This window comes from Bradyrhizobium sp. JR3.5, from assembly GCF_054057015.1.
On record NZ_JBSRYV010000002.1, the window covers coordinates 5,977,784 to 6,000,371 of the forward strand.

Sequence of the window (22,588 nt, forward strand, 5' to 3'; positions counted from 1 at the left end):
TCTGGCCCTGGAGATCTCAACACATGACCGACCGTCCCGACCTCTCGACCCTTCCGTCCTACAAGGCGCCCAAGCGCTCGCTGTTTTCTGTCCGCAAACTCGCGCTGATGGCGTCGGTCGTGGCCGGCCTCGGTGCCGCCACCTACGGCTTCAGCCCCACCCACAGCCCGGCCGACCTGTTCACGACGCCCGCGCATGCGCAGGTCAATAACGAGGTCAAGAAGGTTCAGCAGCCGGTCGGGTTTGCCGACATCGTCGAGCGGGTGAAGCCGTCGGTGATCTCGGTCAAGGTCAACATTCGCGAGAAGGTCGCGAAGGACGACAGCAATAGTAATGACGATTCGCCGTTCCAGCCGGGTTCACCGATGGAGCGCTTCTTCCGCCGCTTCGGCGGTCCGGATGGCTTGCCCCCGGGCCTGCGCGGTGGACCGCGTGGCGGTGGCGTGGTGACGGGCCAGGGCTCCGGCTTCTTCATCTCGGCTGACGGCTTCGCCGTGACCAACAATCACGTCGTCGACGGCGCCGACAAGGTCGAGGTCACGACCGATGACGGCAAGACCTATTCCGCCAAGGTGATCGGCACCGATCCGCGCACCGATCTCGCGCTGATCAAGGTCGAGGGCGGTTCCAACTTCCAGTTCGCCAAGCTCTCCGACACCAAGCCGCGCATCGGCGACTGGGTGCTGGCGGTCGGCAATCCCTTCGGTCTCGGCGGCACCGTGACGGCGGGCATCGTCTCCGCCTCCGGCCGCGACATCGGCAACGGTCCGTACGACGATTTCATCCAGATCGATGCGCCCGTGAACAAGGGCAATTCGGGCGGCCCGGCGTTCGACGTGTCCGGTGAGGTGATGGGCGTCAACACCGCGATCTACTCGCCGTCCGGCGGCAGCGTCGGCATCGCGTTCTCGATCCCGGCCCAGACCGTCAAGAGCGTCGTTGCCCAGCTGAAGGACAAGGGTTCGGTCAGCCGCGGCTGGATCGGCGTCCAGATCCAGCCGGTGACCTCCGACATCGCCGACAGCCTCGGCATGAAGAAGGCCGAAGGCGCGCTGGTGGCCGAACCGCAGGCCAACGGCCCCGCGGCCAAGGCCGGCATCGAGTCCGGTGACGTCATCACCGCCGTCAATGGCGAGCCGGTGAAGGATGCGCGCGAACTCGCCCGCACCATCGGCGGCCTCGCGCCCGGCAATGCGGTGAAACTGAACGTGCTGCACAAGGGTCAGGACAAGACCGTCAACCTCACGCTCGGCCAGTTGCCGAACAGCCTGGAAGCCAAGGCTGACACCGACAACAACGGCGACAAGGGCAACGCGTCCCGTGGCACCGACGTGCCGAAACTGGGCCTCACTGTGGCACCCGCCAACAGCGTGGCCGGCGCCGGCAAGGAAGGCGTGGTCGTGACCGAAGTCGATCCCAAGAGTGCTGCCGCTGAGCGGGGCTTCAAGGAAGGCGACGTGATCCTCGAGGTCGCCGGCAAGACCGTCGGCACCGCCGGTGAGGTGCGTGATGCAATCACGGCGGCGCGCAATGACAGCAAGAACAGCGTTCTCATGCGCGTGAAGAGCGGCGGTTCGTCGCGCTTTGTGGCAGTGCCGCTGGCCAAGGGATAACTATCTATGAGTTGGAACGCGTCGCCGGCATTCGTCGCCCCCGCCGACGGCGCGTTCCAGGGGGCGGGCCCCTTGCTCGCTCCCTATGTTGCCTTTCGATGGAATATGCCCCCCTCTGTCGGAAGGTCTCAGGGCGGTGAGGTCCCCCAGCTTCACCGCCCACTTTTTTCAAACAATCCGGAATATTCGCGGTCGTCTTGCATGTGCAGGCCGGCCGCGCCATGCTGACAGAGGGCCCATTCCCGTGACCGCAACCGCTCCGCAAATGCGCATCCTGATCATCGAAGACGACCGCGAGTCAGCCGACTATCTGGTCAAGGCATTCCGCGAAGTCGGCTATATCGCCGATCTCGCCTCCGACGGCGAGGAAGGCCTGTCGATGGCGGAAACCGGCGACTACGACGTGCTGGTGGTGGATCGCATGCTGCCGAAGCGGGACGGCCTGTCGCTGATCGGTCTCCTGCGCGACAAGGGCAACCGGACACCGGTCCTGATCCTCTCCGCGCTCGGCCAGGTCGACGACCGCATCAAGGGTCTGCGCGCCGGCGGCGACGACTATCTGCCAAAACCCTATTCCTTCGCCGAGCTGCTCGCGCGCGTCGAGGTGCTGTCGCGGCGCAATGTCGGGCCGGCCGAGGAGACCACCTACCGGGTCGGCGACCTCGAGCTCGATCGCCTGTCGCATCGCGTCGCCCGCGGCAAGGACGAGCTGACCTTGCAGCCGCGCGAGTTCCGCCTGCTCGAATATCTGATGAAGCACGCAGGCCAGGTGGTGACGCGCACCATGCTGCTCGAAAACGTCTGGGATTATCATTTCGACCCGCAGACCAACGTCATCGACGTCCACATCTCGCGGCTGCGCTCCAAGATCGACAAGGGTTTTGAGCGGCCGCTGCTGCATACCATCCGCGGCGCGGGGTATATGATCAGAGATGGCATTAGGTAGATCGTGACGGCCTTCGGCAAACTGATCCGGACCACGGCGTTTCGGCTGACGCTGGTCTACCTGTTCCTGTTCGCGCTGTTTGCTGCCTCGCTGCTGGCTTATTTCGCCTGGAACACGCGGCGGCTGATCACCGAGCAGATCACGACGACCGTCAACGTCGAGATCGGCGAGATCACCGCCATCTATAACCGTCGCGGCCTGCACGGCCTGCTGACCACTATGGGCAATCGTGCGCTGCGGCCGGGCGCCAACCTCTATCTCCTGACGGCGCCGAACGGGCAGGCGCTGGCCGGCAATGTCGGCTCGCTGGCGCCTGGCGTGATGAGCGTCCAGGGCTGGAGCGAGACCGCCTATCGCCGGTTCGACGACCAGGACAAGACCGATCACCGCGCGCTGGTGCGGGTCACCGAGATGGACAACGGTTTCCGCCTCCTGGTCGGACGCGACCTCGAGGAGCGGCGGCGGCTGTTCGGCATCGTCGCCAAGGCCGCGCAATGGTCGATCCTCGTCGTCGTCGTGCTCGGCATCGGTGGCGGTATCTTCGTCGCGCGCCGCGTGCTGCGCCGGATCGACGCCATGACCGGCACCACCAAGCGCATCATGGCGGGCGATCTGTCCGGCCGACTGCCGGTCGGCCGCAGCGGCGACGAGCTCGACCGTCTCGCGGAAAATCTCAATGTCATGCTGGAGCGCATCGAGGCGCTGATGACCGGGTTGAAGGAGGTCTCCGACAACATCGCCCATGACCTCAAGACCCCGCTGACGCGGCTACGCAACCGCGCCGAGGAGGCGCTGGCGCGGTCGGGCTCCGAGGCCGATTATCGCGCGGCGCTGGAGCGGACGATCGAGGAGTCCGACGGCTTGATCCGCACCTTCAACGCGCTGCTGATGATCGCGCGCGCCGAGTCCGGCCAGGCGCGTGGCAACATGGACGATTTCGACGGCGCCGACGTCGCCAACGGCATCCACGAACTGTACGAGCCGCTCGCTGAGGACGACGGCATGACGCTGCAGGTGAAGACCGCGCCGGCGCCGATTCACGGCAACCGCGAATTGATCAGCCAGGCTGTCGCCAACCTGGTCGAGAACGCCATCAAATATGGCAAGCCCGGAGCGGGCCTGGAGCCGATGAAGGCCGATGCGCGGGAGATCCTGATCGAGGCCCGGCGCGAGGGCGATCAGGTCCTGCTCAGCGTCACCGACCACGGTCCCGGCATCCCCGAGGGTGATCGCAAGCACGCGGTGGAGCGCTTCGTCCGGCTCGAGGCGAGCCGCACCTTACCCGGTTCCGGTCTCGGCCTCAGCCTGGCCTCGGCGGTTGCCACGCTCCACGGCGGCGAGCTGCGGCTCGGCGATGCCCATCCGGGGCTGGTGGCCACCCTGGTGCTGCCGGCGCGGGCGGGCGGCAGTGACAGGCTTGCGGCTCAAACGCAGGATGTGCCACAGAAGGCGGCATGAATGCCGCCGCGCCGGGAAACGCGGATCGATACCTTCTGGCCGCGCGGTTCGCGGACGGACCGCGTGTCGCCGCTCCCGTATCCGCCGATCAGCGCCTGACCGACTGGTTCGCCGAGCTCGAGCCGGCGCAATCGGCTGCGCTCGCGGCGCTGCTGGAGCACCCGTTCGCTCGGGACATCTTGCGCGGCATTGCCGAGTTCTCGCCCTATCTGTTCGAGCTCGCGAGGGCTGATGCCGCGCGGCTGATCCGGATCCTGTCATGCGACCCGGAGTCGCATCTTGCGAACCTGATCGAGACGACCTCGCGCGACGTGCTCGCCGCCGGCAGCGAGGCCGACGTGATGGTTCTGCTTCGCCGCATGAAGGCGGAGGCCGCGCTGATGATCGCGCTGTGCGATATCGGCGGCGTCTGGCCGGTGATGCGGGTGACGGCGGCGCTGACCGACATTGCGGTGAATTCGGTGCAGTCGGCGCTGCGATACTTGTTTCTGCAGGAGGTCGCCCGCGGCCGCATGACTGCCGTCGATCCTGAGCATCCGGAAGCAGGCTCGGGCCTGATCGTGCTTGCGATGGGCAAGATGGGCGCGGGCGAGCTGAACTATTCCAGCGACATCGACCTGATCGTGTTCTTCGATCGCACGGCCACCTCGCTCGCCGAGGATATCGAGCCGCAGCCGTTCTTCGTCCGCGTCACCCAGGCGATGGCGCGGATGCTGCAGCAGCGCTCGGGCGAGGGCTATGTGTTCCGGGTCGATCTCAGGCTGCGTCCGGACCCGGCCTCGACCCAGGTCGCGATCTCGACCGACGCGGCCTTGCATTATTACGAGCGCGAGGGGCGTACCTGGGAACGCGCCGCGATGATCAAGGCGCGGCCCTGCGCCGGCGATCCCAAGGCCGGCGAGGCGCTGATCGCCGAGCTCGCGCCGTTCGTCTGGCGCAAGCATCTGGATTTTGCCGCGCTTGCCGACGTCCACGACATGAAGCGGCAGATGCAGACCTATCGCGGCCAGAGCGAGATCTCGGTCGAGGGCCACAACGTCAAGGTCGGCCGCGGCGGCATCCGCGAGATCGAGTTCTTCGCCCAGACCCAGCAGCTGATCGCCGGCGGCCGCCATCCGGAGTTGCGGGTGCGCCCGACGCTGGAGGCGCTCAATGTCCTCGCCGAGAGCAACTGGATCACCTTTGAGGCGCGCGACGAGCTGACGACGGCCTACGAATTCCTGCGCCGGGTCGAGCACCGGCTGCAGATGATCGCCGACGAGCAGACCCATTCGCTGCCCGAGGAGCCGGAAGCGGTCGAGCGCTTTGCGCATTTCTTCGGCTACGAGAATCGCGAGGCCTTCGCCAGGGACCTGCTTGGCCAACTCAAGATCGTGCAGAACCATTACGGCAAGCTGTTCGAGGGCGACGATCCGACTGGGAGCGCGAAGCTGCCGGATGTCGATTACGGGGCAGGCCCCGAAGACGGTCGCCTGATCGAGCATCTCGCCAGTCTCGGCTTCAAGAAGCCGGTCATGGTCGCCGGCACCGTGCAGCAATGGATCAAGGGTGATTATCGCGCGTTGCGCGTGGAAGCGACGCGGGCGGCGTTCCTCGAATTCATTCCCGGCCTAATCGATGGGCTCGCGGATGCCGAGGAGCCTGACGATGCGGTCGCGGCATTCGACCGTTTCCTCGGCGCGCTGCAGCGGGGTGGCCGGCTGATCTCGCTGCTGAGCCAGAACCGCGATTTCGTCGCGCTGGTGGCGCTGATCCTTGGCGCGGCGCCGCGGCTCGGTGACATGCTGGCACGGAAGCCGCAGATCATGGATGGCCTGGTCGATCCGCGCTTCTTCGGCGCGATGCCGGACAAGAAGGAGCTGTCGGAGCGGCTTGCCGTCACGCTCCAGGATGCATCGTCCTATGAGGACTTCCTCGATCGTCTGAGGCTGTTCGGCCAGGAGAGCCTGTTCCTGATCGGCACGCGGATCCTGTCCGGCACGGTGTCGGCGCAGCACGCCAGCACGGCCTTTGCCGACGTCGCGGAAGGCATCGTGCACACCGTGCACGGTCTCGTCACCGACCAGTTCGCCGCGCAATATGGTCGGATCAAGGGGCAGGAGACCGCGATCGTCGCGATGGGCCGGCTCGGCAGCCGCGAGATGACGGCGTCCTCCGACCTCGATTTGATCCTGCTCTACGATTTCGACAGCGAGGTGCCCGACTCGGATGGCGAGCGTCCGCTGCACGGCGCGCAGTATTTTGCCCGCTTCACCCAGCGCCTGATCAGCGCCTTCACGACCCGGACCAATTACGGCGTGCTCTATGAGGTTGACATGCGGCTGCGGCCGTCGGGGCGGGCCGGCCCGGTCGCCTCGCGGATCGATTCGTTTTCCGACTACCAGGAGCGCGAAGCCTGGACCTGGGAGCACATGGCGCTGACGCGCGCGCGCGTGATCTCGTCGTCACCGCAGTTCCGCGAGAGGATCGAGGCGATCATCCGCAGCGTGCTGACCCGGCCGCGCGATGCAGTGTCGACCGCGGCTGACGTTGCCGACATGCGGCGCGCGATCGCGCTGGAGAAGGGCGAGGACGATGTCTGGGACCTCAAGCTTGCCGCCGGCGGGCTCGTCGACATCGACTTCATCGCGCAATATCTGCAGCTCGCGCACGCCTCAGCGAAGCCGGAGATCCTCAGCGTCTCGACGCTGCAGGTGCTGGAGCATGCCGCCAAGCTCGGCCTGCTCGGCCAGTCCGAGGCCGAGATCCTGCGCTCGGCGGCGCGGCTCTATCATGACCTGACGCAGATCCTGCGGCTGTGCGTCACCGGCAAGTTCAATCCGGAGACCGCGGGCGAGGACCTGCGGCGCGTGATGGCGCGGGCCGGGGACGCGCCGGACTTCTCCGCGCTGGAGGCGCGCCTGCGCGAGACGCAGAGTGAAGTGCGCCGCGTCTTCAACGCGATCGTGGGCGGGGGGTAGGGAGAAGGAAGCTCGACCCGTCATCCTGAGGAGCGCGTAGCGCGTCTCGAAGGATGCACGGCCACCAGCCGGGCCGTCGCCCTTCGAGACGGCCGCTTCGCGGCCTCCTCAGGGTGACGGTGAGAAAGACAAGCAAGCTTTCGAAGCGGCTACGCCTGCTGCTTCAGCTTCTGCAAGGCGTCGCGGACGTCGGGGTCGAGGCCGGAGCCGCCGGCGTCGAGATGGGCGAAGATCTGCTTGCGCATCCGCGGATCCCAGAACTTCCAGATGTGCTCGGAAATGCCCTGCACCGCGCGGTCGTGCCCCTGGCTGTGGAAGAACTTCCCGATCTGGTTCGCCATATAGACCAGTTTGTCAGGCGACGACGACATAAGCGGACTCCTTGCCGGGCACCGCGCCTGTGACGCGTTCCGGATGCGTAAAGATTTCAAATCCATCGGTGCGGGCGATCGCGGCAAGCGTGATGCCGGCGGCATCCGCCATCCTTACCGCAAGCGCGGTCGGGGCCGACACGGCAGCAATCAGCGGTGCGCCGATTGCGGCGGTCTTCTGCACCATTTCGACCGAGACGCGGCTGGTTAGCAGCACGATGCCATCGCTTGCGACCACCTTGTCGCGGGCCAGCGCGCCGGCGAGCTTGTCGAGCGCATTGTGGCGGCCGACATCCTCGCGCAGCGCGACGATGCCGCGCGTCGCCGTCCAGAACGCGGCGGCGTGCACGGCGCGGGTCTGGTGGTTGATCTCCTGCAGCGGCGCGACCGCCGCCACCGCGGTCATGATCTCGCGCGGCGCGAAGACGCGGCCCGCGGGCACCACCGCGGCCGGCCGGACCGCCTCGCTGATGGAATCAAGCCCGCATAGGCCGCAGCCGGTCGGGCCGGCCATGTTGCGTCGCCGCTCGGCGATCCGCTCGGCCTTGTCAGGCTTCAGCCACATCCGAAGCTCGATGCCGTCGTCGAGTTCGACGATGTCGAGGGTCTCGATCTCGTCGGCCGACCGCACGATGCCTTCGCTCAGGCTGAATCCGACCGCGAAGTCGCCGAGGTCCTCGGGCGAGCCCATCATCACGGCGTAGGTGCCGCCATTATAGGTCAGAGCAAGCGGCGTCTCTTCCGGGATCAGGCGCGCGCCCTCGCTGAAGACGCCGTCGCGCCAGACCTTCCGTATCGCCTTGTGGACAGGTTCGCGCATCATTACTCCGCGGCTTCCACCACCGGCGCGATGCGGCGGGAGTGGCGTGCCTGCTCGTCATAGGCCTTCTGCCAGTCGGACGGACCGTTCGACGGCGAGATCTGCACGGCGGTCACTTTGTACTCAGGACAGTTGGTCGCCCAGTCCGAGAAGTCGGTGGTGATGACGTTGGCCTGGGTGTCGGGGTGATGGAATGTGGTGTAGACCACGCCCGGCGCCACGCGATCGGTGATCTCGGCGCGCAGCGTGGTCTCGCCGGCACGGCTCGCCAGCCGTACCCAGTCGCCGTCACGCACGCCGCGCTGCTCGGCGTCGTGCGGATGGATCTCGAGCCGGTCCTCGGCATGCCACACCACGTTCTCGGTGCGGCGGGTCTGCGCGCCGACATTGTACTGGCTGAGGATGCGGCCGGTGGTGAGCAACAGCGGGTAGCGCGGGCCGGTGCGCTCGTCGGTCGCGATATATTCGGTGATGATGAACTTGCCCTTGCCGCGCACGAAGCCGCCGATATGCATCACCGGCGTGCCTTCCGGCGCCTTCTCGTTGCAGGGCCACTGCACCGAGCCGAGTTCATCGAGCTTGGCATAGGAGACGCCGGTGAAGGTCGGCGTCAGCGCGGCGATCTCGTCCATGATTTCCGACGGATGGTTGTAGTGCATCTCGAAGCCCATCGCCTTGGCGAGCAGGATCGTCACTTCCCAGTCGGCATAGCCGTTGCGCGGCGTCATCACCTTGCGGACGCGCTGGATGCGGCGTTCGGCGTTGGTGAAGGTACCGTCTTTCTCGAGGAAGGTCGAGCCGGGCAGGAAGACGTGGGCGTAGTTCGCGGTCTCGTTCAGGAACAGATCGTGGACGATGACGCATTCCATCGCCGACAGCGCCGCCACCACATGTTTGGTGTTCGGGTCGGACTGCAGGATATCTTCGCCCTGCACGTAGAGCCCCATGAAGGAGCCCTCGACCGCGGCGTCGAACATGTTGGGGATGCGCAGGCCGGGCTCGTTGTTGAGCTTGACGTTCCACATCGCCTCGAACTGCTCGCGCACCGCGTCGCCGGAGATATGACGATAGCCGGGCAACTCGTGCGGGAACGAGCCCATGTCGCAGGAGCCCTGCACGTTGTTCTGGCCGCGCAGCGGGTTCACGCCGACGCCGGGCCGGCCGATATTGCCGGTCACCATCGCGAGGTTGGCGATCGCGATCACGGTGGTCGAGCCCTGGCTGTGCTCGGTGACGCCGAGCCCGTAATAGATCGCGCCGTTGCCGCCGGTGGCATAGACCCGCGCCGCCTCGCGCAGAGCGTTCGGATCGACGCCGGTCATGATCGCAGTGGCTTCCGGGCTGTGCTTGGGATCGGCGACGAAAGCCGCCCAGTCCTGGAATTCGCTCCAGTCGCAGCGCTCGCGCACGAAAGCTTCGTCGACGAGCCCTTCGGTGACGATGACATGGGCGAGTGCGGTAAGCACCGCGACATTGGTGCCCGGCATCAGCGGCAGATGCAGCGCCTTCACATGCGGCGATTCAACCATCTCGGTGCGGCGCGGATCGATCACGATCAGCTTGGCGCCCTGGCGCAACCGCTTCTTCAGCCGCGAGGCGAACACCGGATGAGCCGAGGCCGGATTGGCGCCGATGATCAGCACGACATCAGTGTCCTCAACCGAATCGAAATCCTGCGTGCCGGCCGAGGTGCCGAAGGTCTGCGACAGACCGTAGCCGGTTGGCGAATGACAGACGCGGGCGCAGGTGTCGACATTGTTGTTGCGCGAAGCCGGCGCGGATCAGCTTCTGCACCAGATAGGTCTCTTCGTTGGTGCAGCGCGACGAGGTGATGCCGCCGACCGAGTCGCGGCCGTATTTCTGCTGGATGCCCTTGAATTTCGCGGCGGCGAAATTCAACGCCTCGTCCCACGACACTTCCTGCCAGGGATCCTCGATCCGCTCGCGGATCATCGGCTTCAGGATGCGCTCCTTGTGGGTGGTGTAGCCCCAGGCGAAGCGGCCCTTGACGCAGGAATGGCCGCGATTGGCCTTGCCGTCCTTCCACGGCACCATGCGCACCACTTCCTCGCCGCGCATCTCGGCCTTGAAGGCGCAGCCGACGCCGCAATAGGCGCAGGTCGTGACGACCGAATGCTCGGGCTGGCCGATCTCGATCACGGATTTTTCGGTCAGCGTCGCGGTCGGGCAGGCCTGCACGCAGGCGCCGCAGGACACGCATTCGGAGCCGAGGAAGCTCTCGTTCATGCCGGGCGAGACGCGGCTGTCGAAGCCGCGGCCGGAGATCGTCAGCGCGAAGGTGCCTTGCACTTCCTCGCAGGCGCGGACGCAGCGCGAGCAGACGATGCACTTCGAGGGATCATAGGTGAAATACGGATTGGATTCGTCCTTCGGCATCCAGTTGTCGTTTTCGCAGCCGTGCGATTTGGCGAAGACGTGGTTCTCGCCTTCATAACCGTAGCGCACGTCGCGCAGGCCGACCGCGCCCGCCATGTCCTGCAATTCGCAGTCGCCGTTCGCGGCGCAGGTCAGGCAGTCCAGCGGATGGTCGGAGATGTAGAGCTCCATCACGCCCTTGCGCAGCTTCTTCAGCCGCTCGCTCTGGGTGTGCACGACGAGGCCGGGCATCACCGGCGTGGTGCAGGAGGCGGGCGTGCCGGCGCGTCCCTCGATCTCGACCAGGCAGAGGCGGCAGGAGCCGAAGGCGTCGACCATGTCGGTCGCGCAGAGCTTCGGGATCTGGGTGCCGGCTTCCATCGCCGCGCGCATGATCGAGGTGCCCTCGGGCACCGTGATCTGATTCCCGTCGATGGTCAGCGTGACCATCGCCTCGGACTTGGATTTTGGCGTGCCGAAATCGATTTCCTGGATCAGCGACATCGTGATCTCCTGTTATTCCGCGGCCTGCAGGCGGGCCGGTGCGGGACCTAAATCTCCGCCAAAATCTTCCCGGAAGTGCTTCAGTGCGCTCATCACGGGGTAGGGCGTGAAGCCGCCGAGCGCGCAGAGCGAGCCGAACTTCATGGTGTTGCAGAGGTCTTCGATCACGGCGAGGTTTTCCGCCACGCGCTCGCCGCTGATGATCTTGTTGATGGTCTCGACGCCGCGGGTCGAGCCGATCCGGCACGGCGTGCACTTGCCGCAGGATTCGACCGCGCAGAACTCCATCGCGAAGCGCGCCTGCTTGACCATGTCGACGGTGTCGTCGAACACCACGACGCCGCCATGGCCGATCAGGCCGTCGCGCGCGGCGAACGCCTCATAGTCGAACGGCGTGTCGAACAGCGCGCGGGGGAAGTAGGCGCCGAGCGGCCCGCCAACCTGCACCGCGCGCACCTCGCGTCCGGTGAAGGTGCCGCCGCCGATCTCGTCGACGAGCTCGCCGAGCGTGACGCCGAACGCGGTCTCGAACAGGCCGCCATATCTGACATTGCCCGCGAGCTGGATCGGCATCGTGCCGCGCGAGCGGCCCATGCCGAAATCGGCATAGGCCTTGGCGCCGTTGTCGAGGATGAAGGGGATCGCGGCGAACGACAGTACGTTGTTGATCACGCTCGGACGGCCGAACAGGCCCTTATGCGCCGGCAGCGGCGGCTTGGCCCGCACGATGCCGCGGCGGCCCTCGAGGCTCTCGAGCAGCGAGGTCTCTTCGCCGCAGACATAGGCGCCGGCGCCGACGCGGACCTCGAGATCGAACTCATGCTTGGTGCCGCCGATGCGCTTGCCGAGGAAGCCGGCGCGCCGGGCGGCGGCGATCGCCGCGTTCATCGCCTCGACCGCATGCGGATATTCCGAGCGGATGTAGATGTAGCCTTTGGTTGCGCCTACCGTGACACCCGCGATCGTCATGCCCTCGATCACGACGAAGGGGTCGCCTTCCATGATCATGCGGTCGGCGAAGGTGCCGCTGTCGCCTTCGTCGGCATTGCAGACGATGTATTTGCGGTCGGCGCTGGCCTGCGCCACCGTCTTCCACTTGATGCCGGTGGGGAAGCCGGCGCCGCCGCGGCCGCGCAGGCCCGAGGTCGTAACGTCGGCAAGGATCTGGTCGGAGGTCAGCGCCAGCGCCCGCTCCAGACCCCTGTAGCCGCCATGGGCGCGGTAGTCGTCGACCGAGCGCGGATCGACCACGCCGCAGCGGACGAAGGTCAGCCGGGTCTGGCGCTTCAGCCAGGGAATCTCATCCGTGACACCAAGCCGCAGAGCGTGCTGGCCGTTGCCCGCCATCGCATCGAGCAGGGATGGCACGTCCGCCGGCGTCACCGGGCCGAACGCGATACGGCCCTCGGTGGTCGAAAGCTCGACCATCGGCTCCAGCCAGCACAGCCCGCGCGAGCCGTTCCTGACAATCTCGATCGCTGCGCCACGTGCTGCTGCGGCCTGCGCGAAGGCGAGGGCGACCTCGTCGGCGCCGACAGCGACGGCCGCGGCATCGCGGGGGACGTAAATTCGCATCGTCATCGCTGTGCCTCCGCGACCAGCGCGTCGATGCGCGCTTCATCGAGCCGGCCGACCAGCCGGCCATCCAGCATCGCTGAGGGTGCGGTGGCGCAGAGCCCGAGGCAGTAGATCGGCTCCAGCGTTACGCGCTCGTCCGCCGTGGTATTCCCCAGGGAAACGCCGAGCTTGGCCTCCGCGCGCGCCGCAAGCCGGTCGCCGCCGGCAGCCTGGCAGGCCTCGGCGCGGCAGAGCTTGAGGACGTGGCGTCCGGCCGGTTGTTTGCGGAAGTCATGGTAGAAGGTGAACACGCCGTGCACCTCAGCGCGGGACAGATTGAGCGCCTCCGCCACCATCGGGATCGCGGGCTCCGGCACGTAGCCGAAGGCTTCCTGCAGCGCGTGCAGGATCACCAGCGTGGCGCCTTCAAGCCCGGCATGCCCGGCGATGATCTCCGCGCCGCGCGCCTTATCCCAAGGTTCGTATCCCACCGTCATCAGCGCTTCTCACGATCAGTTTTTTGCTTTGCACATGAGAATTGGAATCCTTCGAAACATCAATAAAGCTGTCTCATGCGGCGATTGCGAAACGCGATTAATAGTGTTGCCGAATGGGTCGATCCGGGATCGCAATAATGTTCTGGAATCACGGACTTCCGGGACGCTTTGGATTTCGGTATCGCACCCCGACCGTGCTACCTATGGGCACGTCGGGCCGCCATTGGGGGCGCCGTTTTCCGAAGGAGTTTGAACCTTGATCGACAAGCTGGAACTTCTGCTGGCGCTGGCCAAGGAACGGCATTTCGGCCGCGCTGCGGAGGCCTGCGGGGTCACCCAGCCGACCATGTCGACCAGTCTCAAGCAGCTCGAGGAGATCCTCGGCGTCATGCTGGTGCAGCGCGGATCGCGGTTTCAGGGTTTCACGCCGGAGGGCGAACGGACGCTGGACTGGGCGCGGCGCATTGTCGGCGACACGCGGGCGATGAAGCAGGAGATCAACAGCCTCAAGGACAAGCTGTCGGGCGAGATCCGGATCGCGGCGATCCCGACTGCGCTCGGCATGGTGGCCTCGCTCACCACGCCGTACCGGGCGCGCCATCCCGATGTGCGGTTTCGCATCCAGTCCTGCACGTCCGCCGACGTGCTCGGCCTGCTCGAAAATCTCGAGGTCGATGCCGGGCTGACCTACATCGAGAACGAGCCGATCGGCAAGGTCCGCACCATCCCGCTCTACAACGAGAGCTATCGTCTGCTGACGGCGCCGGATGCGATGTTCGGCGACCGCAAGCAGGTGACGTGGAAGGAAGTCGGCACCGTGCCGCTGTGCCTGCTCACGCCCGACATGCAGAACCGGCGTATCATCGATCGCGCGCTGACCTCGGTCGGTGCGGAGGCGACGCCGTCGCTGACATCGAATTCACTGCTCGTGCTCTACACCCATGTGAAGACCGGACGCTGGGCCAGCGTGATGCCGGCCAAGCTCGCCGAGACGCTCGGCCTCGCCGATGCCGTGCGCAGCATTCCGATCGTCGATCCGGTCGTCGACTACAGCATCGGCCTGGTGATCCCGCAGCGTGATCCGATGACACCCTTGATCGCAGCCCTGGTGCAGGTCGCACGCGAGGTCGCGCCGAAGCTGGAGAGCGCGTAGCTCTCAGTAATCAGCCACGGGTCTTCCTCCACCGATCTTATGCTCGGCGATTGCCTGGCATGATGCGCCAGAAAGCAATTGCGCGTTGTCTCCTTGCCTTGAAGCAAGTCCTGGTACCCAACCCGGGGGCAATCTTCTGTTGCACGCAGCAACAATGGAACTCACAGACGGTTCGGCGGTTTCATTGCGGCGTCCCGGTCAGCAAGCAGGAGCTGCTTTGAATCGTCGCCAGTTACTCCACGGATCAGCCATGTTGCCGGCACTGATGCTCCTGCCGCAGCGGGAGGCCGCAGCCGCAGGGAATACGCCGGGCGCACCTTTCAACGCGTCGATGGTGAGGGAGCTTGCCCGCAATCTCGCCAGCAAGTCCTTCGAGGCGCCGGACGAGAAGTTACCGAATGGCCTGACCGACCTGAACTACGATCAGTACCGCTCGATCCGCTTCGTGCCGGAGCGCGCGTTGTGGCACGGCCAGAAGCTGCCGTTTGAAGCGCAGTTCTTCCACCGTGGATTCTTCTACAAGAACAAGGTCAAGATCTTCGAGGTCGCCGACGGCAAGGTCAGCGAAGTCAGCTACAGCAAGGACATGTTTTCGTTCGGTGAGACCGTGCCTGCGTTCACCGAGACCGAGCTCGGCTTTGCCGGATTTCGGATCCACGCGCCGATCAACAAGCCGGACTATTACGACGAGGTCTGCGTCTTCCTCGGAGCGAGCTATTTCCGCGCAGTCGCCAAGGATGAGACCTATGGCCTGTCGGCGCGCGGCCTGTCGATCGATACCGGCGAGGCGAAGGGCGAGGAGTTTCCGTTCTTCAAGGCGTTCTGGCTCGAGCGTCCGGTGCCCAACGCGACCTCGCTGGTGATTCATGCCTTGCTCGACAGCAAGAGCTGCGCGGCGAGCTATCGTTTTACGATCAGGCCGGGCAAGACGACGGTGTTCGATGTCGAGGCCACGCTGTATCCGCGTGCCGATCTCGAGCATGCCGGCCTTGCGCCGATGACCAGCATGTTCTTCTTCGGGCCCAATGATCGCAACGAGGTCGATGACTTCCGGCCGTCGGTGCATGATTCCGACGGGCTTGCGATCTACAACGGCAAGGGCGAATCCCTGTGGCGTCCGCTGAGCAATCCGCGCGACCTCCAGATCAGCACGTTCCAGGACATCAATCCGCACGGCTTCGGGCTGATGCAGCGGGAGAAGAATTTCTTCGCCTATCAGGACATCGAATCGAGCTTCGAGAAGCGTCCGAGCTTGTGGGTCGAGCCGATCGGCGACTGGGGCGAGGGCGCGGTGATCCTGTTCGAGATTCCGACCAAGGAAGAGATCCACGACAACATCGCCGCGTTCTGGCGGCCGAAGACGCCACTCAAGGCCAAGAGCGAGACCAACCTGACCTATCGCCTGCATTGGGGGCCTGACGCGCCGAAGCCGCATTCGCTCGCGCGCTTCACGCGCAGCGGCATCGGCGCGCATGGCGAGAACAGCAAGCTGTTCGTGCTCGACCTGTTCGGCGACAATCTGAAGGGAATCGATCCCGCCAGCATCAAGGGCGTCGTGACGGCGGAGAAGGCCGAGATCACGAACATCGTCACGCAGCCGAACCCGAATACGGGCGGGTGGCGGCTCAGCTTCCAATGCGCCGTCAAGAAGGAGCCGATCGAGCTGCGTGCCCATCTGGCGCAGGATGACAAGCCGCTCTCGGAGATCTGGGTCTATCGATGGGCGCCATAGTCACGTCGCCTCGTCCCGACGTCGCGGCAACGGCCGGTGGCTTCCTGCCGCACGAGAGCCCGCTTGCGATGTCGGCGGCCGATCTCGGCCAGCCGCCGCGCGCGGTGAGCAAGCCGGTGTCGGTCGGTGCGGGCATGTTGATGCGCCGCGCCTTCATCGTGGTGCTGACGGCGGCGCTGACCGGCGCGGGCGCCTACGAGATGTACATGGTGGTCCAGGTCGGCGGCGTGACGATCATGGAATGGATGGTGCTGGCGCTGTTCGTCGCACTGCTCGCATGGATCGCGTTCTCGTTTGCGTCGGGGCTGGCCGGCTTCTTCGTGCTGCTTCGGCGCAACGGGAATGCCTTGCTGATCCGCGACGATGGTCCGTTGCCGCGGCTCGCGAGCCGGACCGCGGTCCTGCTCCCGACCTACAACGAGAATCCGCATCAATTGATGGCGCGCCTTGCGCGCGATATACGAATCCATCGAAGCGACCGGGCAGGGCGGAAGCTTCGACTGGTTCGTGCTCAGTGACACGCGCGATCCCGATATCTGGATCGCCGAGGAACAGGCGTTCCTGGCGTTCAGCGATGCCTGCGGCGGGAGGCTCTACTACCGGCATCGCGCCGACAATACGGCGCGGAAGGCCGGCAATCTCGGCGAGTGGATCACGCGGTTTGGCGGCGCCTACCGGTTCATGATCGTGCTCGACGCCGACAGCCTGATGTCGGGTGATACCATGGTGCGGATGGTTTACGCCATGGAGACTAATCCGCAGGCGGCGCTGCTGCAGACGCTGCCGGTCATCGTCAACGCGCGCAGCCTGTTCAGCCGGCTGCAGCAATTTGCCGGCCGTCTGTACGGACCGATGGTCGCCGCCGGTGTCGCGTGGTGGCACGGCTCCGAGGGCAATTACTGGGGACACAATGCCATCATACGGATCCAGGCCTTTGCCGAGCAGGCGGGCCTGCCTGAACTGTCCGGACGCAAGCCGTTCGGCGGACATATCCTGAGCCACGATTTTGTCGAGGCAGCGCTGATGCGGCGCGCCGGCTGGGGCATCTACATGGCCCCGATGCTCGGCGGCAGCTACGAGGAGGTGCCGCCGTCGCTGCTGGATTTTGCCGCCCGCGACCGCCGCTGGTGCCAGGGCAATCTGCAGCATCTCGCGGTGCTGACCACGCGCCGCCTGCACTGGATTTCGCGGCTGCATTTCATGGCGGGGATCGGCTCCTACATCACCGCGCCGATGTGGCTTGCGTTCCTGCTGCTCGGAATTCTGATCTCCTTACAGGCGCGCTTCATTCGCCCCGAGTATTTTCCGAAGGGCTTCTCGCTGTTCCCGAACTGGCCGGCGCAGGACCCGGTGCTCGCCGCCTGGGTCTTTGGCCTCACTATGGCGCTGCTGATCGTGCCGAAGCTGCTCGGCTTCATCCTGTTGCTGGCGCGCTCGGATGTCCGCCGGCAATTCGGCGGCGGCTTCCGGGCGCTGGCAGGTGTCATCGCCGAGGTGCTGATATCCGCGATGATCGCACCGGTCATGATGGTATTCCAGTCGATCGCCGTCATCGAGATCCTGCTCGGGCGGGATGCGGGCTGGCAGACGCAGCGGCGCGACGACGGCGAGGTCGAGCGACGGGAGCTCTATCGGAAATACGGCGTCCCGACCGCCTGCGGTGTCGCGATGGCGGCGAGCGCCTATGCGGTGTCACTGCCGCTGCTGCTGTGGATGTCGCCGGTGATCGTCGGTCTCTTGTTTGCAATCCCGATCGGCGCCTGGACTGCCAAGCCTGCGCTGCGTGCGTTGTTCATGACGCCGGAGGAGGTCGGGCCGCCGAGCGTGCTGGTGCGTGCCAACGAGCTGGCGTTGTCGCCCGCCCACGCCTCGGCCCCTGCGCTCGCAATGCTCCGGCAGGATTCCGACTTGCTGCATCGTCATCTCGCGTCGCTAACGTCGACGGGGCGCCGCGGTCCAGGCGAGATCGATCCTGACCTCGCGATGGCACGCGCGCGGATCGAGGCGAGCGGGAGCTTCGACGAGGCGGTCGAGCATCTCACGCCGCGCGAGACGCTTGCCGTTCTCGGCGATTCCGTCCTGCTGGAAGGCGTGCTTACGAAGTAGGGTGGGGCCTAAGCCGCCTCTTGCAGCTTCGCCCGCGAGCTACGCGGATCGCGCGGCAGGGTGATGCGGACGACGGTGCCGACGCCGAGCTTGGAGCGCAGCTTCATCGAGCCGCCATGCAGGTTGGTGAGCGAACGGGCGATCGCAAGTCCGAGGCCCGAGCCCTGGTAGCTCTTGGTGAGCTGGCTCTCGACCTGCTCGAACGGCTTGCCGAGCCGCCGCAGCGATTCCGGCGCGATGCCGATGCCGCTGTCGGCGATCAGGAGCACGATCGAGTCATCCAGCATCTGACCGCGCATCAGCACGCGGCCGTTGTCGGGCGTGAACTTCACGGCGTTGGAGAGCAGGTTGACAATGATCTGCTTGACCGCGCGGCGGTCGGCGACGACCGAGATCGTGCTTTCGATATCCGATTCCAGCGACAGGCCCTTGTGCTCGGCGCGGCCGGAGACCACCCGCAGCGACTCGGCGAGGATGCCGGAGAGGTCGAGCGGCTCCATGTCGAACTTCATGCGGCCGGCCTCGATCTTCGACATGTCGAGGATGTCGTTGATGACCTCGAGCAGGTATTTCCCCGAGGTCAGGATGTCGTGGCAGTACTCCGCGTACTTGTCCGAGCCGAGCGTCCCGAACAGGCCAGAGCCCATGATCTCGGAGAAGCCGATGATGGCGTTGAGCGGCGTGCGCAACTCATGGCTCATATTGGCGAGGAACTTCGACTTCGCGGCGTTGGCGTCCTCGGCGCGGGTCTTCTCCTGCGAATACTTTTCGGCGAGGTCGGCGAGCTCGACGGCCTGCCGCTCCAGCTCGGATTGCGAGCGCTGCAGGTCGATCACGGTGGCGCGCAGGCGCAGGTCGTTGTCAACCAGCTTCTGCTCGTGCGCCTTGATGCGGGTGATGTCGGTGCCGACCGAGACATAGCCGCCGTCCTTGGTGCGGCGTTCGCTGATATGCAGCCAGCTGCCGTCGTCGAGCTGCGCCTCGAAGGTGCGGGCGCCGGGCGCCGGCACGCCGCTCTCGTGCAGGCGGGTGCGCACCTCGGGCATGCTGCCGACCTCGATCACGGTCTCATAGGAGGTGCCGGGGCTCACCGCGGTATCCGGCAGCTTGTGCAGCCGCTGGAAGTGCGAGTTGCAGAGCACGAGGCGGTCCTCGGCGTCCCAGAGCACGAAGGCCTCCGGAATGGTCTCGATGGCGTCGCGCAGCCGGAGGTCGGCTTCCACTGACTTCTCGGCGAGGCTCTTCTGTTCGGTGATGTCGACGGCGATGCCGATCAAATGCAGGCCGCTGTCGGCCGCGGCGTGGCTGAGCTCGCAACGGACGCGCAGCCAGATCCAGTGGCCGCCGACATGTCGCATGCGGAAGCTCTGGTCGATGTGATCGATCTTGCCCGAGATCAGCTGCTCGGCGATGTCGAACAGGTTGATGTCGTCGGAGTTCACCAGCGCGTTGACCTCGCCGAAGGTGAGGAGGTCGTTGCGGGTATCGAGGCCGAGCAGGGTGAACATCGACTGCGACCAGAAGATCCTGCCGCGCGACAGGTCCCAGTCCCACAATCCGCAGCGGCCGCGATTGAGCGCGGTGTCGATCCGGCCGCGCACGGCGTCGTTGATCAGGTCGCCCTCGCGGGCGCGGGTCGATTGCCAGTGGAAGGCGAAGCCGAGGATCAGCACCACGAAGCTCGTGGTCGCCGACAGCGTCACCGAGAGCGCGGCGTCCGATCCCCAGATCGGCTCGTTCATCTCCTGGATGACGACGACCTGGCCGGGCAGCGACTTGACGAGCTGCGAGATCGCCAGCGCGCCGGTGCCGCCCGGCAACGTCATGTCACTGACGGCGCCCTGCTGGCCCGGTGCGACCAGGAGCTGCGCGGTGGAGACGATGTCAAGGACGCGGTCGTTCTCGCCGGCGCCGTCGATCGGCACGCGGGCCAGCACGCGGTGATCGGCGCTGGTGATGATGACGTGGCGGCCATCGGCGATGCCCCAGGACGGGATCAGGTCGGGCAGCAGCTCCTGCATCTGCTCGATATTGGCGAGCCGGTCGCGCCGCACCGAGGTCAGGCGGTCGAGACGCTCGGCGAGGATGTCGGAGAGCGCGGCCAGGTCGCGCTTCATCGCGCCGCGCTTCTGCCGGTTCTGGTCGATCACCTGGACGAAGGCGCCGAGGCAGATGGTGACGAGGAAGGCGATGATCAGCGTAGGGACAGCGCGGCGCAGTGCAGGCTCGGCCGTCAAGAGCCTGTGATAGGCCGGTTTCGCGATCGACTGCGCCAATCCCTTGATCGAATCGGATTGGACGCAAGCGTTCGCTGCATGCGCGCGCGCCATGCCTTAGACCCCCATCTAAGCTGATTTTTTACCATGTTCGGATGCTCCCCACGTCGCATCCGAATCATGATGATTTGAATCCAGATTTCCCGGGCTGTCGAGAGTCAACGATTCGTTAATGCGAAAAAAATCTTGTCCAAGAGAGAATCACCGGGCGCAAAGTGAGTCCGAAACAGGAACGGCTCCGTAGAATTACGCGCGCGTCGGTTCTGCGTGACTGATCACACGCTTCACGGTTGGGAATGCGCGGCGCAGCTTGCGTTCGATCTCGTCGACGCTTTCGTGCACCTTGATCACACTCATCGAGGGCTCAGCGCGGCAATGGAAGTTGACGATCTCGCCGGCATCGCTGTTGCGGACCCGCACATTATGGATGTCATGGATCGCGCCACCATCGGCAAAGCCGGTCAGTGCGGTCTTGATGGCTTCTACGCGGTCGGGCTCGGCGTCGGTTCCCCATGGCAGTTCCGGCTGCAGCGGCTCGATATGGGTGTCGACCTCGACGTCCTCGCCAAAGTCCTCGCGGATCGCGCGCTCGAGTTCGTGGGCGATGTCGTGGGCGGCGTCCAGCGCCATGTCGCTGTCGACCTCGAGATCGATGCCGACGATCAGCTTGCCGCCGATGTCGTGGACGGTGACATGGTGGATGGCGAGACCGGAATTGCGCGCGATCACCATGATGCGCTCGCGCACGCTCTCATTGTCGCGCGCCACCGGCACCGCCGTAAAGGTGAGGTCGGCGTCCCCCAACGCCTTGGTCACCGCCTGCTGCGCCCTGCGCTTGATGTCCTCGACGCGGTCGATCGGGTAGGTGCGCGGCACGGTGACAAAGGCATCGATGAAATGCGTGGCGCCGACCATGCGGACCCGCAGCCGCTCGACGTCGACCACCCCCGGCACGGCTTCAATGGCGGTGGTGGCCTTTTCCAGCGCGCCTTCGGGCGCGCGGTCGAGCAGGGTCTCGACCGTCTCGCGGGCCATGCGCAGGCCGAGCAGCGCGATCATCACGGCGACCGCGATGGCGGCTGCGGCATCGCCCCACCAGAAGCCGAGGCCGGCCAGCACGAGGCCGACGATGACGGCCGCGGATCCCATCACGTCGGAGGCGAAATGCAGCGCGTCGGCGGCCAGCGCCTGGCTCTTGGTGTCGCGCGCGGCGCGGTGCAGGGCGCGGGCGCGCCACAGATTGACCCCGATATCGAGGACGAGGACGACGAAAGGAATGGCCGAGATCGACGGCGGCGGGGCGCCTTCGCGCAGATGGCTGTAGGCCTGCACCAGGATGCCGCCGGCGAGCACATAGAGCAGGGCGATGATACCGAGCGCCGAGACGCTCTCGAACTTGCCGTGGCCGTAATGATGCTCGGCGTCGGCCGGCTGGTCCGACACCCGCACCACCGCCCAGGTGATGATGGTGGCGACCAGGTCGATCGACGAATGCAGCGCCTCTGATATCAGCGCCAGCGATCCGATCGCGATGCCGACGACGAATTTTGCGACCGCCATGCTGCCGCTGGCAAGGATCGAGATCGCGGCGACGGAGGTCTTGGTGGAGGATGCGCTCATGGGCGGCGGTTTAGCAGGGAGTCTGTGAACATCAAGTGTCGTTCGCAACACGCAATCGCAACTCACTTGCAAGTGCATCGTTGTGTCAAACTTACGTGTTACGGCTTACTTCGTGCTCCCCCCGGCGAGACCGGGCTTGCTTGTCGCCGCCCTCGCAAGACGCTTTCGCGTTCTGCGAGAGGACACCTGCCACTGGGGCGTCAGGACCACACGACTTCACCGTCCGCCTCATGCATGCTCGTCAGTCACGCACGCGGCGGCCACCGCATCTCACCGCAACACCCGTGACGATCGCGAAGCGTCCCTCGATCGGGTGAGACGGGCAGACCATGAGTTGAACTTCTGATAAAGCAAAATATTTTAGAGCTTGAGGATTGACAGGTTTTGGTGAGTTGCCCGTCGTGTCGAATGAACAACACTCGTCGCAGGACGACCTTCAGGCCGTCAACATTTCCTTATAGGACATTCCGGCGTAGGCGAGGTCTCGATCTTTGGGGCGGTCTTCGCGGTGAGCCTTGTCGCGCTGTCATTGCCAGTTTCGCTTCGCCGCGCAAAGGTCGGGGAGATGGTCGGCGACGGCGCCGATGAGACGCCGCGCC

At 65.6% G+C, this 22,588-nt stretch carries 12 protein-coding genes and 2 pseudogenes; 7 read left to right on the plus strand and 7 right to left on the minus strand.

Features of this window, described 5'->3' with window-relative positions:
• Positions 1-23 precede the first annotated feature (23 nt).
• The 4 genes from ACVWW1_RS45350 (at position 24) to ACVWW1_RS45365 (ending at position 6,977) form a co-directional block, all read left to right on the plus strand.
• On the plus strand, positions 24-1,613 hold the full coding sequence (locus ACVWW1_RS45350) for a Do family serine endopeptidase (protein ID WP_456660358.1): 1,590 nt from the start codon (positions 24-26) through the stop codon (positions 1,611-1,613).
• Positions 1,614-1,878: 265 nt separating this feature from the next.
• Complete coding sequence (locus ACVWW1_RS45355; RefSeq protein WP_173643086.1) at positions 1,879-2,559, plus strand: response regulator transcription factor; 681 nt, start codon at positions 1,879-1,881, stop codon at positions 2,557-2,559.
• Positions 2,560-2,562: 3 nt separating this feature from the next.
• Positions 2,563-4,017, plus strand: coding sequence for an ATP-binding protein (locus tag ACVWW1_RS45360; RefSeq protein ID WP_456660359.1), 1,455 nt, complete (start codon positions 2,563-2,565; stop codon positions 4,015-4,017).
• The gene (locus ACVWW1_RS45365) at positions 4,014-6,977 is read left to right on the plus strand and encodes a bifunctional [glutamine synthetase] adenylyltransferase/[glutamine synthetase]-adenylyl-L-tyrosine phosphorylase (RefSeq protein WP_456660360.1); all 2,964 of its coding nucleotides are present in this window, start codon (positions 4,014-4,016) and stop codon (positions 6,975-6,977) included. The genes ACVWW1_RS45360 and ACVWW1_RS45365 overlap by 4 nt, the downstream gene beginning before the upstream one ends.
• Before the next feature lie 149 nt (positions 6,978-7,126).
• On the opposite strand, the gene ACVWW1_RS45370 is transcribed toward ACVWW1_RS45365, so the two are convergent.
• The 5 genes and pseudogenes from ACVWW1_RS45370 to ACVWW1_RS45390 all read right to left on the minus strand — a co-directional run bounded on the left by ACVWW1_RS45370 (position 7,127) and on the right by ACVWW1_RS45390 (position 13,102).
• Positions 7,127-7,348 (minus strand): formate dehydrogenase subunit delta, encoded by a 222-nt coding sequence (locus tag ACVWW1_RS45370; RefSeq protein ID WP_456660361.1) that lies wholly within the window; start codon positions 7,346-7,348, stop codon positions 7,127-7,129.
• Positions 7,332-8,168, minus strand: a complete 837-nt coding sequence (gene fdhD / locus ACVWW1_RS45375) for a formate dehydrogenase accessory sulfurtransferase FdhD (protein ID WP_456660362.1) — start codon at positions 8,166-8,168, stop codon at positions 7,332-7,334. The genes ACVWW1_RS45370 and fdhD overlap by 17 nt, the downstream gene beginning before the upstream one ends.
• A 2-nt stretch (positions 8,169-8,170) precedes the next feature.
• Positions 8,171-11,048 (minus strand): annotated as a pseudogene (gene fdhF / locus ACVWW1_RS45380) (formate dehydrogenase subunit alpha).
• A 12-nt stretch (positions 11,049-11,060) separates the two neighbouring features.
• Complete coding sequence (locus ACVWW1_RS45385) at positions 11,061-12,629, minus strand: NADH-ubiquinone oxidoreductase-F iron-sulfur binding region domain-containing protein (RefSeq protein ID WP_456660363.1); 1,569 nt, start codon at positions 12,627-12,629, stop codon at positions 11,061-11,063.
• The gene (locus ACVWW1_RS45390; RefSeq protein WP_456660364.1) at positions 12,626-13,102 is read right to left on the minus strand and encodes a formate dehydrogenase subunit gamma; all 477 of its coding nucleotides are present in this window, start codon (positions 13,100-13,102) and stop codon (positions 12,626-12,628) included. Before ACVWW1_RS45390 ends, ACVWW1_RS45385 begins: the two co-directional genes overlap by 4 nt.
• Before the next feature lie 256 nt (positions 13,103-13,358).
• Here ACVWW1_RS45390 and ACVWW1_RS45395 point away from each other — a divergent pair, with 256 nt between their 5' ends.
• The 3 genes and pseudogenes from ACVWW1_RS45395 (at position 13,359) to mdoH (ending at position 18,093) form a co-directional block, all read left to right on the plus strand.
• Positions 13,359-14,255, plus strand: coding sequence for a LysR family transcriptional regulator (locus tag ACVWW1_RS45395; RefSeq protein ID WP_176532448.1), 897 nt, complete (start codon positions 13,359-13,361; stop codon positions 14,253-14,255).
• Between the two features lie 250 nt (positions 14,256-14,505).
• Positions 14,506-15,987: a glucan biosynthesis protein G gene (locus ACVWW1_RS45400; RefSeq protein WP_456660365.1), complete on the plus strand. Its 1,482-nt coding sequence runs from the start codon at positions 14,506-14,508 to the stop codon at positions 15,985-15,987.
• Positions 15,975-18,093 (plus strand): annotated as a pseudogene (gene mdoH / locus ACVWW1_RS45405) (glucans biosynthesis glucosyltransferase MdoH). The gene ACVWW1_RS45400 and the pseudogene mdoH overlap by 13 nt, the downstream one beginning before the upstream one ends.
• Before the next feature lie 8 nt (positions 18,094-18,101).
• Here the strand turns inward: mdoH and ACVWW1_RS45410 are convergent.
• Positions 18,102-20,423: an ATP-binding protein gene (locus ACVWW1_RS45410; protein WP_456660366.1), complete on the minus strand. Its 2,322-nt coding sequence runs from the start codon at positions 20,421-20,423 to the stop codon at positions 18,102-18,104.
• Positions 20,424-20,615: 192 nt separating this feature from the next.
• Positions 20,616-21,989, minus strand: a complete 1,374-nt coding sequence (locus ACVWW1_RS45415; protein ID WP_456660367.1) for a cation diffusion facilitator family transporter — start codon at positions 21,987-21,989, stop codon at positions 20,616-20,618.
• Positions 21,990-22,588 lie beyond the last annotated feature (599 nt).

Coding starts and splice junctions, on each gene's coding strand:
- ACVWW1_RS45400 (WP_456660365.1), top strand. CDS start 14,506: ATGTTGCCGGCACTGATGCTCCTGCCGCAGCGGGAGGCCGCAGCCGCA.
- ACVWW1_RS45415 (WP_456660367.1), bottom strand. CDS start 21,989: ATGAGCGCATCCTCCACCAAGACCTCCGTCGCCGCGATCTCGATCCTT.
- fdhD (WP_456660362.1), bottom strand. CDS start 8,168: ATGCGCGAACCTGTCCACAAGGCGATACGGAAGGTCTGGCGCGACGGC.
- ACVWW1_RS45355 (WP_173643086.1), top strand. CDS start 1,879: ATGCGCATCCTGATCATCGAAGACGACCGCGAGTCAGCCGACTATCTG.
- ACVWW1_RS45410 (WP_456660366.1), bottom strand. CDS start 20,423: ATGGCGCGCGCGCATGCAGCGAACGCTTGCGTCCAATCCGATTCGATC.
- ACVWW1_RS45365 (WP_456660360.1), top strand. CDS start 4,014: ATGAATGCCGCCGCGCCGGGAAACGCGGATCGATACCTTCTGGCCGCG.
- ACVWW1_RS45350 (WP_456660358.1), top strand. CDS start 24: ATGACCGACCGTCCCGACCTCTCGACCCTTCCGTCCTACAAGGCGCCC.
- ACVWW1_RS45385 (WP_456660363.1), bottom strand. CDS start 12,629: ATGACGATGCGAATTTACGTCCCCCGCGATGCCGCGGCCGTCGCTGTC.
- ACVWW1_RS45370 (WP_456660361.1), bottom strand. CDS start 7,348: ATGTCGTCGTCGCCTGACAAACTGGTCTATATGGCGAACCAGATCGGG.
- ACVWW1_RS45390 (WP_456660364.1), bottom strand. CDS start 13,102: ATGACGGTGGGATACGAACCTTGGGATAAGGCGCGCGGCGCGGAGATC.